This is a genomic window from Acinetobacter sp. FDAARGOS_515 (assembly GCF_003938865.1).
GTDB lineage: Bacteria > Pseudomonadota > Gammaproteobacteria > Pseudomonadales > Moraxellaceae > Acinetobacter > Acinetobacter ursingii.
Map to the genome: position 1 here is coordinate 3394623 of NZ_RKIX01000003.1, position 14361 is coordinate 3408983.

General features: G+C 39.9%; 16 protein-coding genes. 2 read left to right on the forward strand and 14 right to left on the reverse strand.

What is annotated here, in order from left to right:
- Window positions 1-82 precede the first annotated feature (82 nt).
- The 3 genes from EGS47_RS17810 to EGS47_RS17820 form a co-directional block, all read right to left on the reverse strand.
- Window positions 83-1420 (reverse strand): alpha/beta hydrolase, encoded by a 1338-nt coding sequence (locus tag EGS47_RS17810; protein ID WP_119686399.1) that lies wholly within the window; start codon window positions 1418-1420, stop codon window positions 83-85.
- Between the two features lie 115 nt (window positions 1421-1535).
- Window positions 1536-2417 carry a 4-hydroxybenzoate octaprenyltransferase gene (gene ubiA, locus EGS47_RS17815; RefSeq protein ID WP_119686400.1) on the reverse strand — a complete coding sequence of 294 codons (882 nt, stop codon included), beginning with the start codon at window positions 2415-2417 and terminating at the stop codon, window positions 1536-1538.
- Window positions 2418-2420: 3 nt separating this feature from the next.
- On the reverse strand, window positions 2421-2924 hold the full coding sequence (locus tag EGS47_RS17820) for a chorismate--pyruvate lyase family protein (RefSeq protein WP_044437178.1): 504 nt from the start codon (window positions 2922-2924) through the stop codon (window positions 2421-2423).
- Window positions 2925-3093: 169 nt separating this feature from the next.
- Between EGS47_RS17820 and EGS47_RS17825 the strand changes: the two genes are divergently transcribed.
- Complete coding sequence (locus EGS47_RS17825) at window positions 3094-3309, forward strand: hypothetical protein (protein ID WP_004998453.1); 216 nt, start codon at window positions 3094-3096, stop codon at window positions 3307-3309.
- A 66-nt stretch (window positions 3310-3375) separates the two neighbouring features.
- On the opposite strand, the gene EGS47_RS17830 is transcribed toward EGS47_RS17825, so the two are convergent.
- From EGS47_RS17830 to EGS47_RS17875, 10 genes are all read right to left on the reverse strand, one after another.
- Complete coding sequence (locus tag EGS47_RS17830; RefSeq protein ID WP_119686401.1) at window positions 3376-4041, reverse strand: tRNA-(ms[2]io[6]A)-hydroxylase; 666 nt, start codon at window positions 4039-4041, stop codon at window positions 3376-3378.
- An 11-nt stretch (window positions 4042-4052) separates the two neighbouring features.
- Window positions 4053-4778 carry a pyridoxine 5'-phosphate synthase gene (gene pdxJ, locus EGS47_RS17835; RefSeq protein ID WP_005003694.1) on the reverse strand — a complete coding sequence of 242 codons (726 nt, stop codon included), beginning with the start codon at window positions 4776-4778 and terminating at the stop codon, window positions 4053-4055.
- Window positions 4779-4799: 21 nt separating this feature from the next.
- On the reverse strand, window positions 4800-5510 hold the full coding sequence (gene recO, locus EGS47_RS17840; protein WP_119686402.1) for a DNA repair protein RecO: 711 nt from the start codon (window positions 5508-5510) through the stop codon (window positions 4800-4802).
- An 8-nt stretch (window positions 5511-5518) separates the two neighbouring features.
- Window positions 5519-5716, reverse strand: coding sequence for an NF038104 family lipoprotein (locus EGS47_RS17845; protein ID WP_119686403.1), 198 nt, complete (start codon window positions 5714-5716; stop codon window positions 5519-5521).
- A gap of 16 nt (window positions 5717-5732) precedes the next feature.
- A complete protein-coding gene (gene era, locus EGS47_RS17850) occupies window positions 5733-6776 on the reverse strand; it encodes a GTPase Era (protein ID WP_119686463.1) in 1044 nt (347 codons plus the stop codon).
- A gap of 11 nt (window positions 6777-6787) precedes the next feature.
- On the reverse strand, window positions 6788-7480 hold the full coding sequence (gene rnc / locus EGS47_RS17855) for a ribonuclease III (protein ID WP_004989842.1): 693 nt from the start codon (window positions 7478-7480) through the stop codon (window positions 6788-6790).
- Window positions 7452-7826 (reverse strand): DUF4845 domain-containing protein, encoded by a 375-nt coding sequence (locus EGS47_RS17860; RefSeq protein WP_119686404.1) that lies wholly within the window; start codon window positions 7824-7826, stop codon window positions 7452-7454. Before EGS47_RS17860 ends, rnc begins: the two co-directional genes overlap by 29 nt.
- A 23-nt stretch (window positions 7827-7849) precedes the next feature.
- Entirely contained in the window at window positions 7850-8677 is an 828-nt protein-coding gene (lepB, locus tag EGS47_RS17865) for a signal peptidase I (RefSeq protein ID WP_004989844.1), read from the reverse strand.
- A gap of 63 nt (window positions 8678-8740) precedes the next feature.
- Window positions 8741-10558 carry a translation elongation factor 4 gene (lepA, locus tag EGS47_RS17870; protein WP_004989846.1) on the reverse strand — a complete coding sequence of 606 codons (1818 nt, stop codon included), beginning with the start codon at window positions 10556-10558 and terminating at the stop codon, window positions 8741-8743.
- A 225-nt stretch (window positions 10559-10783) separates the two neighbouring features.
- Window positions 10784-11233 carry an acyl-CoA thioesterase gene (locus tag EGS47_RS17875; protein ID WP_005003683.1) on the reverse strand — a complete coding sequence of 150 codons (450 nt, stop codon included), beginning with the start codon at window positions 11231-11233 and terminating at the stop codon, window positions 10784-10786.
- A gap of 102 nt (window positions 11234-11335) precedes the next feature.
- On the opposite strand from EGS47_RS17875, the gene EGS47_RS17880 reads away from it, so the two are divergent.
- On the forward strand, window positions 11336-12763 hold the full coding sequence (locus EGS47_RS17880; protein ID WP_035272038.1) for a glutamine synthetase family protein: 1428 nt from the start codon (window positions 11336-11338) through the stop codon (window positions 12761-12763).
- A gap of 167 nt (window positions 12764-12930) precedes the next feature.
- Here the strand turns inward: EGS47_RS17880 and EGS47_RS17885 are convergent, their stop codons facing one another.
- Entirely contained in the window at window positions 12931-14313 is a 1383-nt protein-coding gene (locus EGS47_RS17885) for a DegQ family serine endoprotease (protein ID WP_004989852.1), read from the reverse strand.
- Window positions 14314-14361: the final 48 nt, after the last annotated feature.

The window sequence follows — 14361 nt, forward strand, 5'->3', positions numbered from 1 at the left end:
AGCCCGAAAAATCAAAAGAGTAACTGAGATCATCAGTTACTCTTTTTTTCGCAATTTTGATTTAAAACTTAAATATGAGTCCTTATAAGCCTATTCCAGTACATTGTGGATTTTTGCTGGCATCTATAGTGGACGGATCAACCGTGATATTGGTTTTGGCTGGCATTTTCAATTGGATAAAATTATAGACTTGTAGATTTCGACAAACGATAGCCTGTGTATGTGACGCATTCAGGACTGGATCAAGTAGAATACTCGTTGAACCCAAACCTTTTAAATTCGCAACCAAGGCTTCTGTCACAGGGTAAGGAACGTTGGTATCAGCTGTACCTTGAACAATATAAACTGGTTTATCTATACGTTTAGTCCCTGGTTGATTCGCAGCTAAAAAGTTTTGTACCGTTTGATTGGTTTTAAAGTTATTGGTATCCAGACCAGGATAATCCATAACTTTCTTATCTGGGTTATCGGTCATAAATTTGATAATGTCGGTTTTAAATTTATCAATCAAACTTAAGTTGGTATCATCGCTGTCTAAACAAAGTCCATTTTCTCCAGTAGTGCCTTCTGCAAATGCAGCCAGTGGTTTTGCTCGCTCTTGAAAAATATCCTGATAATTAAATCGCGTTTCATATGCTTTGATTCCCACACCAGTCAGCGCAGCATAAGCCAGTAATGTCGCGTAAGAATCGACAGACACACGATTGGCTAATGGCACGTTCGCAGTTATTTCTTTTTGTTCAATTGCTGCCAATGCCGCTGGTGCAACCTCTAAAATAATTTTACCCAAACTTGATGCTGGTGCGCCCGCAACAGCACCTTGATAGGTTGCATCAGCATTTGCATATTCAGCAGTCCCTAGCGATGCCTGTCCACCTTGCGATTGCCCCACTGACATCCAAGCGCCATTAAGCTGAACTCCATAGTGATCTTTTGCAGCTTTTACTGCGGCAAGTGCCGATTTCGCCTCACTGCCCAAATTAAGATACGGATGAATACCTGATGTGCCCAAACCTTCATAGTCTGGAGCAATCACCACATAACCTGCTGCTAATAGGCTTTCAGCCAATATTCTAAAGCGTGGATTGATTTTATTATTACTTGGCGCACAACTATCTCCAACACCAACTGTTCCATGCTCCCAAACCACAACACGATAACCATCTTTTGGCTGAGTAGCCTTTGGAAACATTACCATAGCAGTCGCTTTGGCTGTTTTACCTTGGACATTGACCATATTATAGGTCATCACTTTAACAGATGCGGCGCTTGAAACTTGGTCCTTATTATAAGTCTTTTCTGAGATATAGGTTTGGTCTGGATTTACTCCAAAATAATCATCATTACTGTCATTACATGCGCTTAGCAATAAAGTTGTTGTTGAAAATGCTAGTGCTAAAGCAATTTTTGACCGTTTCATAAAATATCCTTTTTATGTTTTTGAGTATTTAATCTGCATGGTCTTACATGCATCTTTATTTATGCACAAAAAAAGTGCTCTGCATAGAACACTCTTTTACTAGATGGTCAATTTTTTAAAATGAATAAGCCATAAAAATTCCTAAAAATAGGATAACCCCCACCCAACGGTTATGCCGAAATGCCCAAAAACACATTTGAGGATCGCGAGTTCTGGTTTTTGACCATTGATAGAAATAGTCTGCGGCAACCAATAACAAAGCGACAAGTCCCCACGGAAATAGAATATCTGCAAGGTAAAAAGAAGCACCAATCAATACAATACTTAAAAACTGCAATAAGGAAATAATTTCAATATCATAGCGACCAAACAAAATTGCTGTGGACTTTACGCCGATTTTTAAATCATATTCACGATCGGTAATGGCATATTGAGTATCAAAAGCCACTGTCCAACATAAATTTCCAAAATATAGTAACCAGCATGTCCAATCTAGCGGCTTACCCATCGCGGTAAATGCCATCGGGATACCCCATGAAAATGCCATACCTAAAACCACTTGCGGTAAATGGGTATAACGCTTCATAAATGGGTAAATAAAAGCGAGTCCTAATGCGCCAAAAGCGCAGTAAAATGTCTCAATAGGTAAGAAAAACAACATACAGGCACTGGCTGCGACTAAAACTAAAAACACAGCAATGGCTTCTTTAGGTTGGATAATTCCTGTCGCAAGTGGTCTGGTCTTGGTTCGCTCTACATGACCATCCACTTCACGGTCTGCGAAGTCATTAATGGCACATCCAGCAGCACGCATAAAAATGGTGCCGAACATAAATGGTAATAAAATATGTAATGGAGGAATTCCTTCAGCAGCAATCCAAAGTGCCCACATCATTGGCCAGAAAACCAATTCGGTTCCAATCGGCTTATCAAAACGACATAAATAATAATAGGCTTCTAACCGTTGTCGCCAAGTGATGGATTGTACTGCTGCCATGACTTACCCCTGCTCGTTTTGTTTCTTGATAAAGTTTTCAAATGTGGTGAGAAATGTTTCTTGGACAATAAATTTACAGCCATGCCAGACATAACAACTTTGTCGAGTCCAGCCATCTTCTAAATATATCACTCGGCGTTCACAAGCTGGATTTGTACGCTGGAATAAAAACTTTCCTATAGGCTTTGTACCGATATGCTGAAAAATTCTGGCTTTTTTTTGTAAGCTTAAAATTGGGAAAATACTTTTCGCTTTCACCCATGGCTCTGCTTCACAACCATAAAGTAAACTTTCACGTACCCATGCAGTATGAGCATGTGGCATGTTCATCCATTGACTATCAATAAAACTTAAACGCTGAAAATGTTCTTTGGTGGGTTCAACCCGAAACTGACCAGACGCTAAATCTGTTAATTGTTGGGTCAAAGAGCCTGATGCATACAACCATTTTTTTAATTCAGGAGTTAATATTTTTTCCTGCTTAAGTTTAGATGGTATGTTCGGCATAACAGGCTCACTTCGATCAGAAAACCTAGTGTAACCGAATTTTTGTTTCAAAAATGCTGTGTTTTTAAGCAACATTCTTTTATTCACAAAATTGTAATAAATTTCACTATTTGAGAATATTTTAATATATCATATAGGGCATTTATCACAGGCATAGCTTAAGACCATTATGATGAATGACAAATTCAGATTTATTTTGCTCTACGGTGGAATATTCTGGGGCTGTGGTTTTACGATTTTAATGTTGCTTTATCGCTATTTCTTCCTGAATCAACCAAACTTACCGATTACTGCCTTTGCGGTTTATTTTAGTATTTGCTTTATTGCAGGTCTGGTATGGGGAAGTTTAGTTCATCATGATATTCAAAAGAAAATAGTGAGTTAATGATTGTTAAAGAAAGTGTAAAAGCCAGTTTTCAAACTGGCTTTTGTGTTTTTAACATTTTAAAGATTAGGAGGCTGGTGTAGCCACTTTAGCGGGCACTCCACTATGAAACCTAAAGACATCATCAGGCGTCAAGATTAGATTTTTCTCCACTTCACGAATATGTTCAATACGCTGCTGAATATCTTCTTCGGGATTTTTCATTTTAGCCGTGGTCGCGACTTCCATTGCCAAGGCCAAATAATCTTCAAAGTGACGAGACTCAGATTTCAACAAATAACGATAATAGCGCCCAAGCTCATCATCCACCAAAGGTGCCAGTGCATGGAAACGCTCACAAGAGCGCGCTTCTACAAATGCCCCGACGATCATGACGTCAATCAATGCTTCAGGCTCATAAGTTCGGATTTCTTTACGTAAACCACCTGCATAACGTCCTGCACTCACGGCTTTCCATTCCTGCCCACGTTTTTTCATAAACTCAAGCACTTGCTCGTAGTGCAGCATTTCCTCACGAACCAGTTGTGCCAATTTGACCTGTAAATCGGTAAAAAAACTGTAACGGAACATCAAATTCATGGCAGTGCCTGCTGCCTTTTTTTCGCAATTGGCATGATCTTGCATCAACAAATCAAGATGATTGATGGCTTCATCTAACCATGCTTGAGGTGTTTTGCAGCCTAAGAATGCAATGACTGGCTGCATGAGTTCATCATAGTTGGGATTTGACATGTTCAAAACTCTTATCGTGCTGACTGTATTGCGGCTTTCATTTGCTGTACCGCTTGCGTCAAACCAACAAAAATACTCTCTGCGATAATGGAATGACCAATATTCAACTCATGAATCTGTGGAATCGCTGCAATCGGCGCAACATTTTCAAGATTCAAGCCATGTCCAGCATTAACAATTAAACCCTTATTTGCAGCATACTCTGCGCCCTGAATGATTCGGGCAAGTTCAGCTTGTTGCTCATCATCATTGGCAGCATCAGCATAAGCTCCCGTATGTAGTTCGATGGTCGGCGCGCCACAGGCAATCGCGGCATCAATTTGCGCCAAATCAGCATCGATAAATAAAGAAACTTCACAGCCAATTTCAGCTAAGGCTTGAGTCGCGGCTTTGACTTTTTCAAATTGCCCCACGACATCCAGTCCGCCTTCTGTTGTGACTTCCTGTCGACGTTCAGGCACAAAACACACATGATGAGGTTGAATTTCTTTGGCAAACTCTACCATTTCATCCGTCACAGCCATTTCTAAATTCATATGCGTTTTTAATAATGGGCGCATACGACGCACATCATCATCTTGGATATGACGTCGATCTTCACGCAAATGCAAGGTAATGCCCTCTGCACCCGCCTGTTCACAGACCAACGCTGCCTGAACTGGATCTGGATAAGTCGTGCCTCGCGCCTGTCTTAAGGTCGCAACATGATCAATATTCACACCAAGCAAAGCAGCCATAGATAAGTCCTGAAAGAAAATTTAAGAATGTGATTGTGTACTTTGTATCCAAAGCTGACGACTTTTTAAAGGTCGATCACCTAACAAAGAACTCATCATTTGACGGTATAGTTTACCCAATAATTGTAACTGTTCGGCAGAAAATTCTGCACCTTCTACATAATTTTGCATACAGCAAATCAACTCACCCGAAAGATTTGCAGCACTGCGACTCGCAACAGGCAAAAAACCCTCAGTTGCCTGAAATTGATAAGACATCACCTTACTAATTGCTTGCTGATTACAATCCACATAAAAATCGACTGCATAGCCTAATTCTTGCAATAACGCATGTTCAAACTGACGTAAAATTTGTCTTAAAAATAAAGCAGGTTGAGGATGTGTCGATAAAAGCTGTAATTGCGCCAGCGTTTTTTGATATTGAATAAAAGTTTGCGGCATGGCTTCTTCTAGAGGACACAAACGCAACAGGATTTCATTCAAATAAAATCCTGCAAAAAATGCATCACCATGAAAGAAAACAGGATGATTTAAAATTTCAAGTTTAGTGAAATTCTTTAAATCGCCTTTACCTGTCGCTTGTAAGGTAATGGGTTGATATTGTGGAGGTGGCGTTTGTCTTAGAATACCATCCATACGACCATATTCTTCAGTAAACAAATGCACGATATGGCTTTTTTCACGATATTTACGATGATGAACTAAATAGCCATGAATGACTTCATTACGCATAAGCGAAGTTAATCATCCTTTTTTTTCTCATCTTTTTCATCGTCGCCATCTGGAATGGCAGCACCCACAACAGCTGCTGTACCTTTTACAACAGCTTTAGTGGTGCCATAAGCAACTTTGACTGGAACAGTCACGACTTTAGTAATACATCCTTGTAGCATCACTACACAAGCTAAAGTACCCAAACAACGTATCAAGACTGTCATTGCTTATTCTCTTTTTTTAAATATCGCTATAGCCTAAACTTTTGAGCGCACGTTCGTCGTCAGACCAACCGCCTTTAACTTTAACCCAAAGAGTGAGCATGATTTTCTGTTCAAACATTTTTTCCATGTCTGTACGCGCTTCCATACCAATACGTTTGAGTTTAGCGCCTTTCTCACCAATCACAATGGCTTTTTGTCCCGCGCGTTCCACAAAAATCGTGGCATCAATGTAAGTACAAGCAGGTTTTAATCGACCTGTTTTTTCGCTGATCGTTTCTTCTTCAGTTTTAAAGGATTCGATTTGTACCGTTAAATCATAAGGTAATTCTTCACCCAACTGACGCATGATTTTTTCACGGATAATCTCACTGGCCAGAAAACGCTCAGAACGATCAGTGATTTGATCCATCGAATACAACGGCGGTTGAAATGGTAAATATTTTTCAATCGTGTCACGTAAATGATCCAAATTTGCACCGCGTAACGCAGAAACAGGTACAATTTCAGCAAAGTTCATGAGTTTTGCACGTTCACGAATCAATGGCAAAGCTTCATTCTTATTTTCAAAGGTATCTAATTTATTGATCACCAAGATCACAGGCATTTCTGCATTTTTCAGCTTTTCCAAAACCAGCTCATCGTTTTGAGTCCACTTTTGCGCATCGACTACAAATAAAACCAGATTGACATCACGTAATGCTGAATGCGCTGCACGATTCATCATTTTATTAATCGCACGGACTTCTTTTTTATGCATACCCGGCGTATCGACAAAGACCGCCTGTGACTTTTCACGTGAATCAATTCCCACAATTTTATGACGTGTGGTTTGTGGTTTACGTGAAGTAATCGATAGCTTTTGACCCAATAAATGGTTCATCAATGTAGATTTACCTACATTTGGTCGCCCCACAATTGCAACAAAACCGCTTCTAAAGTCAGCAGGAATGGTGACACCTTCGTCACTAAAGAATTGATCAATCAGTTGATTAGCCTGATTTTCATTGTCACGAATTTCAGGATTTTCATTTGAATCTGGATTGACTTGATCAGAATGCATGGACATGCAGGCTATTGCTCCAATAACTTTAATATTTCTGCCGCCGCTGCCTGTTCGGCAAAACGTCGGCTTGATCCCTCACCTACAATATTGGGTAGCCCCGCTACCGAACATTGCACTTTAAAATGCTGATGAGGTGCATCACCTTGAATATCTACAACCTCGTAAACAGGGAGAGGTTTTTTACGTGCTTGTAGATACTCTTGTAAACGCGATTTAGGATCTTTGAGCTGATCACTTGGCTCGATATGATCCAGATAAGGCGTATACCATTTTAAAACGATACTTTTTAATAACTCTAAATCACCACTGTCGACATAAATTGCCCCAATAATCGCCTCAACCGTATCGGCTAATATGGATTCACGGTGATGACCACCCGATTTTAATTCACCTGTGCTTAATATTAAACACCGACTAAGTTTCAAATCGTTTGCAATTTTGCCTAAAGCTTCCTGTCGTACCAGTGTAGCACGCATACGGGTAAGCCGACCCTCATTTTCATGCGGATAGGTCTGATATAAATAATTGGCAATGATCATGCCAAGTAATGAATCGCCTAAAAACTCCAGACGCTCATAATTATGTTTGTGACTGACAGATCGGTGTGTTAAAGCAAGCTGAAGTAAATCAGCTTGCTGAAACTGGTAACCAATCCTGCTCGGTAATCGAGGATCACTTAGCTTGGACTGACCTTTGATCAAAATTTTTCTCGAATGTTAGAACTAAATCAATATTTAATAAGAAAGGTTTTCTTATTTCGTACTTCTTGCTGACGTTTAAACCATTGTTTGTGGTCACTTTGGCAATATCCTTGAAGCGTAAGTCACGGATATTGTTCATGTCCAAACGCTGATCCATTTGCATATCGAATTTGGCAGGTGTGATATCTGAAGCGCTCTTTTGGATGAGCTCCTCAATTTGACTATCAATCACTCGGTCATCCCAATAAGCTGGCCAGATTGCAACGGCAGCCTTGACTGCCAGTGCAAATAAAATTACCCCAAATAAAATGGCTAAATACGAAGCGCCTTGTTGAGACTTACGCATTTGTAATATTCCTAATCGTGTTTTTAGTCAATTTTCCCATTTCGACTGAACGATGGAATCTTAAAGCCTGGCTCTTTATGCATCCAGATATAAAAAGCTCGACCTGTTAAGTTTTCCTCAGGAACGAATCCCCAAAAACGGCTATCTGCACTTTGGTCTCGATTATCGCCCATTGCAAAATAATGCCCTTTTGGAACAGTCACTTCCCAATATAAACCATCTTGATTCGAATATTTACCATTTTCTATATAATTGATGAACGGCGCTTGACGAGCAATATTCACCCCTTCAAGTTCACGCATCAGATGGGTATGAGTTCCCAAGGTTTCTTTATGATAAATCGAGGTCGGTGTATCCAAGATATCTTTTTCACGATGAAATTCAGTCGCAACCTTTGGTACTTTTTGACCGTTAATCGTCAACTCACCGTGATCATAGACAATATGATCGCCAGGTAAACCGACCACACGTTTAATATAACTAATCGTAGGTTGCGGTGGATAACGGAATACAATGACATCACCACGTTCAGGCTCTCCAACATCAATAATTTTCTTATTGATGATCGGCAAACGCACACCATAGTCAAATTTGTTAACTAAGATGAAATCACCTGTTTCTAGTGTTGGTACCATCGAATCCGAAGGGATATTAAATGGCTCGTACAAAAAAGAGCGTAAAATGAGTACCACCGCCAGCACAGGCCAAAAGTCATATGCCCATGTGATCAGAAAATTTTCATTTTCACGTCCTTTCGTTGCGCGCTGTTTAAGCACCAATTTATCGAGTAACCATACGATAAAAAATAACAGCGTGACTGGAACGAGAATCAAATTAAAATCAAAATCCACAAAACCTCACTCGCAGCTCAGCTGCTCGTTTTTCGGCAAGATAAAGCAATGCTTTACCTCATCTTATCTATCGACTTTTAATACAGCTAAGAACGCTTCTTGCGGGATTTCAACACTACCCACCTGTTTCATGCGTTTCTTACCTTCTTTTTGTTTCGCAAGTAATTTCTTCTTACGCGATACGTCACCACCATAACATTTCGCCAAGACATTTTTACGCATCGCTTTAACAGTAGAGCGAGCAATCACCTGCGCACCGATCGCCGCCTGAATCGCCACATCAAACATTTGACGTGGAATCAGATCTTTCATCTTTTCAACCAGTGCAATACCACGATGACGCGCATCCTGACGGTGACAGATCATGGCCAAGGCATCGACCTTTTCACCATTAATTAATACATCAACCTTAACCAGAGATGAACTTTCAAAACGCACAAAGTTATAATCCAAGGATGCAAAACCACGCGAACACGATTTCAATTTATCAAAGAAATCCATCACCACTTCTGCCATCGGAATTTCAAAAGTCACAGAAACCTGATTGCCTAAAAATTTCATATCCTTTTGCACACCACGACGCTCGATACACAAGGTCATGACATTGCCTAGATATTCCTGAGGAACAAGAATGTGACATTCTGCAATCGGTTCACGCAAATCCTCAACCAAACTCCCATCTGGCATTTTAGATGGGCTGTCGATGTAAATGGTATCGCCTTTTTTAGTTACGGCTTCATATACCACCGTAGGTGCAGAGCTAATCAGATCCAGATCATACTCACGCTCTAAACGTTCCTGTACGATTTCCATGTGCAGCATACCCAAGAAGCCGCAACGGAAGCCAAAACCAAGTGCATCTGAACTTTCAGGTTCAAAGAACAAAGCAGAATCATTAATTTGTAGTTTTTGTAATGCTTCTCGGAATGGTTCAAAATCACTGGAATCAATCGGAAATAAGCCTGCGTACACCTGTGGTTTAACCTTTTTAAAACCTGGTAAAGTCGCAACTTCAGGTGTTGAAGATAAAGTGATAGTGTCACCCACTGGCGCACCAAAAATATCTTTAATCCCTGCAATCACGAAACCAACTTCACCCGCTTCAAGGATATCTGTTTCGGTATGTTTCGGATTAAACACCCCCACAGAAGTTACAGGATGGACCTGACCTGTGGATTTGACCAGCATTTTATCGCCTTTACGAATACGTCCTTGCTTGATCCGTACCAAAGACACCACGCCCAAATAGTTATCGAACCATGAGTCGATAATCAAGGCTTGTAGCGGTGCTTCACGATCACCTTCTGGAGGCGGGATTACATCGACTAAACGTTCGAGTACACCTTCAACACCTAAACCAGTTTTCGCTGAACAGGTGGGTGCATCTGTCGCTTCAATCCCGATGATTTCTTCAATTTCATGAATGACGCGTTCAGGTTCAGCCTGTGGTAAATCAATTTTGTTTAAAATGGGAAGAACTTCTAATCCCTGCTCAATCGCGGTGTAACAGTTTGCAACTGACTGTGCTTCTACACCCTGCGCAGCATCGACGACCAATAATGCACCTTCACAAGCAGCAAGTGAGCGAGAAACTTCATAAGAAAAGTCAACGTGCCCTGGTGTATCAATGAAGTTCAGTTGATATTCCTGACCATTTGGATGCGTATAATATAATGTGACCGATGCCGCTTTAATGGTAATCCCACGTTCGCGTTCAAGCTCCATTGAATCCAAGACCTGAGCCTGCATTTCACGGTCTTGTAAACCACCACACATCTGAATAAAACGGTCAGCCAAAGTTGACTTGCCGTGATCGATGTGAGCAATGATCGAAAAGTTACGAATATTTTTGATATCAACGGATTTTTTAGCCGACGCCATAGATTACTCTGAAAAAAAGTACATCTCTAAATGCAATACTTCATACAGTATGCAAGATGTAAAAGGACTGTCCTAAATTGCTGCACAGTATAAGCAACCCCAGATTAAAAATATAGTGCGATCATTCTGCTTTTAAAACTATTCATGTAATCCTCACAAAATGCGCTCTAAGTATTGATGAAACCCTTTGAAAAGATTGAAGCAAAAGCAGATGAATCCGTTCGCTTAGTCATAATTCACGGTAAAATCGATCGGATTGATCTCCTGAGCTAAAGGTTGGTAGGTTTGGGTAAAGGTGGGTGACATGCGTTTTGGCCGACCTGTACTGATTTCAACACAAGCCCATTTAGTTTTCCCAACGAATAAGACACTTTGGTCTTTAGGACGATAAAACACGTACTGGCGGGATAAATACAAACTATCAATCGCATCAAGCCATGTACGCAATATGATTTCCTCTCCTTCAAAGGCAGCTTTTCGATACTGTACGTGGTGTTCTACAGCCACCATAGCATGATTCATTTCCAAATATTGTTTGAGACCCAAGCCTAATCGCTCGATATGTGCTGTTGCGACATCCTGCATCCACTGGACATATCTGACATTGTTCACATGCCCCAATTGATCAATATGCTCAGGATTTACCGTTAATTTTAAATCAAAAATTGCACTCATTTGCCAAAAGCTATTTGCATAAAAAAGTTACGCACATTTTACGTTACTTCCCAATCTGATTCATCTAGGATTTTATACATGATCCCAGCCTAGGTTTTTATGATGAGTAGCCTGAATATTTCAAAACAACATGCAGATGATATGTTTTATAAAAACAATCCATTTAAACCTAAATCCAATTTTATTTCTAAAGCAATAAATCCTACAGACAAACTTAACTTTGAAGATGAAGTCCAACTATATTTAGAAAAAAATCCAAACACTCAACATGTTGATATTATTTTACATGATTTAAATGGACATATTCGCGGAAAAAGAATTGATATTCATACACTAAAACAACTTCATAAGGGTTGTTACTTCCCACTTTCAATTTATGCGATGGATTTAGATGGAAAAGTCGTTGAAGAAACTGGACTAGGTAAATATATCGGTGAACCTGATTATTTATGTCTTCCCATCTTGGGAAGTTTAAAGCCTTGTCCCATTCAGCCTGAATCAAATGCTCAGGTTTATTTGACGATGCGAGAACAAGACGGGACTGCATGTGGTTATGAACCGCGTAATATCTTAAGCAAACTTTTGACAGAATGTAATGAACAAGACTACTTTCCCATCATTTCAGCGGAACTTGAGTTTTATTTATACCCATCAGATGCAAAAGCTGATGGATATACTTTTGCCAGTCAATGCTTTGATATGAACGCACCCGATGATTATCAAGCTCTACTCGATGAAATAGAACATATTGCCAATTTGCAAGGCATTCAAATTGTTTCGATTGTTTCAGAGTCAGCCGCAGGTCAATATGAAATAAATATTCCACATAGTGCCGATGTTTTAAAGATCTGTGATCAAGTAATGTCGCTAAAACGTATCGTTAAGCAAGTCGCCAAACACCATCATCTCCACGCCAGTTTTTTAGCCAAACCAGACCTGAACCAAGCAGGGAGCGGCATGCACTTTCATGTGAGTTTATGCAACTCACTTTTAAATAACTATTTTAGTTCACATGACCTTCATCAACCCTCTCCAACGTTGTTAAAAGCGATAACGGGGTTGATTGAACTTATGCCAGCATCTATGGCGATTCTTGCACCAAATATTAATTCCTACCGTCGCTTTCAAATCGGACAACACGTGCCGCTTGAAGCAAACTGGAATATTAATAACCGTAATGTCGCCATACGTTTGCCCTGTTCTGATCAACAAAATCAGCGTTTTGAATACCGTGTCGCAGGTGCAGATTGCAATCCTTATTTAACTGTTGCAATCATTCTTACTGGACTCCTTTACGGTCTTAACCATAGCCTAGAAATAAAAAAACCATCCCACTTATTAAAATACCCAGATAATCATATTTTTTTACCACTTAACCAGCTGGATGCACTTAATCAATTTAAACATCAATCATTTATTCAAAAAACATTAGGCAAAGATTTTTGTGAACTGTGGCATACATTAAAATTAGCGGAACATCAGTGTATTTATAATAAGATGACTTTATCTGAAAAAAATTGGGATATTTAATTACTTTCAATTTAAAAAAAACCCTTTACAGGTTTATATTGTAAAGGGATTTTATTTTAAGATGAAAATAAAATATTTCATCATTATTTAGATGCTTTATTGTTTAGATACTTTTTATTTTCTTCCACATAGAGAAATAAAAAACACTTATCAAAGCAGCCTAATGATTATTTAATTCTCAAGCCCAACATCGCACGTTGTCCCTGACGAATAATAGAGACTCGTACCACTGTATTTTTAGGTAACGCAGCAACAGCTTTACTAAAATCACCTGTATTTAAAATACTGGTATTATTAATTTGAGTAATCACATCACCTGAAATAATATTGGACTGCGCAGCCAAGCCGCCACGTGTCACATCTTCAACCAAAATACCGCCACGAACATCCAGACGTGATTGTTCAGCTGCTGTCAGGTTTCGAATTGCCATCCCTAATACTGGTCCATTTTGTTGCGTCGCACGCTCTGAGGTTGCTGGCGTATCATCTGGCGCAGTGGTTAAAGTCGCAGAAATATTACGAGGTTTGCCATCACGCAGTATTTCTAACTGAATCGTCTGTTTTGGCATAGTGCGATTCAAATAATTTAATAAATCTGAGGTGCGTGAAATTGGGGAACCATTATATTTCATAATGATATCACCCGCTTTTAATCCCGCTTTGGCAGCTGGTGAATCTGGAGCAACCTGATTGATGAGTGAACCTTCTGGTCGCGGTAAGTTATAGGCATCGGCTAGATTACGATCAATATCCTGTAGCATCACACCTAAATAAGAACGAGTCACTTTGCCCGTAGTTTTAAGTTGTTGAACTACATCCATTGCCACATCAATTGGAATCGAGAATGACAAGCCCATATACCCTCCCGTACCACTAAAAATACGAGAATTCACACCGACAACTTCACCACGCTGGTTAAATAATGGGCCGCCTGAGTTACCTGGATTTAAAGCTACGTCAGTTTGAATGAATGGAACTGAGGTTTCACCCTGCATATTTCGTGATTTGGCACTGACAATACCTGCTGAAGCAGAATAATCGAAACCAAATGGTGAACCAATGGCAAGCACAGGCTCACCCACTTTTAATTGATCAACATTGCCTATTTTCAAGGAAGGATAATTAGTTCCATCGACTTTGAGTAATGCCACATCAGTACGCTCATCACTTCCAATCACTTTTGCATCAATTTCACGTCGATCCTGCAAGGTCACGGTAATTCGTGAAGCGTCTTCAACGACGTGATGATTGGTAAGTAGATATCCATCCTTACTAATAAAAAAGGCACTCCCGTATCCTACTTTTTCTTGTGGAGCCTGTTGTTGTGGAATGACGACTTGATTACCAAAAAAACGACGTAAAATCTCGGGCACTTGTTGCTGTAACAACTCTTCCTGAGTCATTTTTTTTACAACATTGACACTGACCACTGCTGGGCTGGCTTGCTCGACCAGACTTGAAAAATCAACAGGGGTTGCAGCATCCGCTTGTACAGCCGCCATGGTAAAAACCATAGCATACATTCCATTTTGTAAAGAGCGACTATTCATGTAACACGAACTCACACACTAGTTTTAGGTTAGACCCAATTGTTTTAG

Bases quoted from the DNA above. Each gene is read 5' to 3' on its own strand.
- EGS47_RS17875 (WP_005003683.1), bottom strand. From the start codon at position 11,233: ATGAGTGCAATTTTTGATTTAAAATTAACGGTAAATCCTGAGCATATT.
- era (WP_119686463.1), bottom strand. From the start codon at position 6,776: ATGCATTCTGATCAAGTCAATCCAGATTCAAATGAAAATCCTGAAATT.
- EGS47_RS17885 (WP_004989852.1), bottom strand. From the start codon at position 14,313: ATGAATAGTCGCTCTTTACAAAATGGAATGTATGCTATGGTTTTTACC.
- EGS47_RS17810 (WP_119686399.1), bottom strand. From the start codon at position 1,420: ATGAAACGGTCAAAAATTGCTTTAGCACTAGCATTTTCAACAACAACT.
- recO (WP_119686402.1), bottom strand. From the start codon at position 5,510: ATGCGTAATGAAGTCATTCATGGCTATTTAGTTCATCATCGTAAATAT.
- EGS47_RS17880 (WP_035272038.1), top strand. From the start codon at position 11,336: ATGAGTAGCCTGAATATTTCAAAACAACATGCAGATGATATGTTTTAT.
- EGS47_RS17825 (WP_004998453.1), top strand. From the start codon at position 3,094: ATGATGAATGACAAATTCAGATTTATTTTGCTCTACGGTGGAATATTC.
- pdxJ (WP_005003694.1), bottom strand. From the start codon at position 4,778: ATGGCTGCTTTGCTTGGTGTGAATATTGATCATGTTGCGACCTTAAGA.
- EGS47_RS17820 (WP_044437178.1), bottom strand. From the start codon at position 2,924: ATGCCGAACATACCATCTAAACTTAAGCAGGAAAAAATATTAACTCCT.
- EGS47_RS17845 (WP_119686403.1), bottom strand. From the start codon at position 5,716: ATGACAGTCTTGATACGTTGTTTGGGTACTTTAGCTTGTGTAGTGATG.
- EGS47_RS17860 (WP_119686404.1), bottom strand. From the start codon at position 7,826: ATGCGTAAGTCTCAACAAGGCGCTTCGTATTTAGCCATTTTATTTGGG.
- EGS47_RS17830 (WP_119686401.1), bottom strand. From the start codon at position 4,041: ATGTCAAATCCCAACTATGATGAACTCATGCAGCCAGTCATTGCATTC.
- ubiA (WP_119686400.1), bottom strand. From the start codon at position 2,417: ATGGCAGCAGTACAATCCATCACTTGGCGACAACGGTTAGAAGCCTAT.
- lepA (WP_004989846.1), bottom strand. From the start codon at position 10,558: ATGGCGTCGGCTAAAAAATCCGTTGATATCAAAAATATTCGTAACTTT.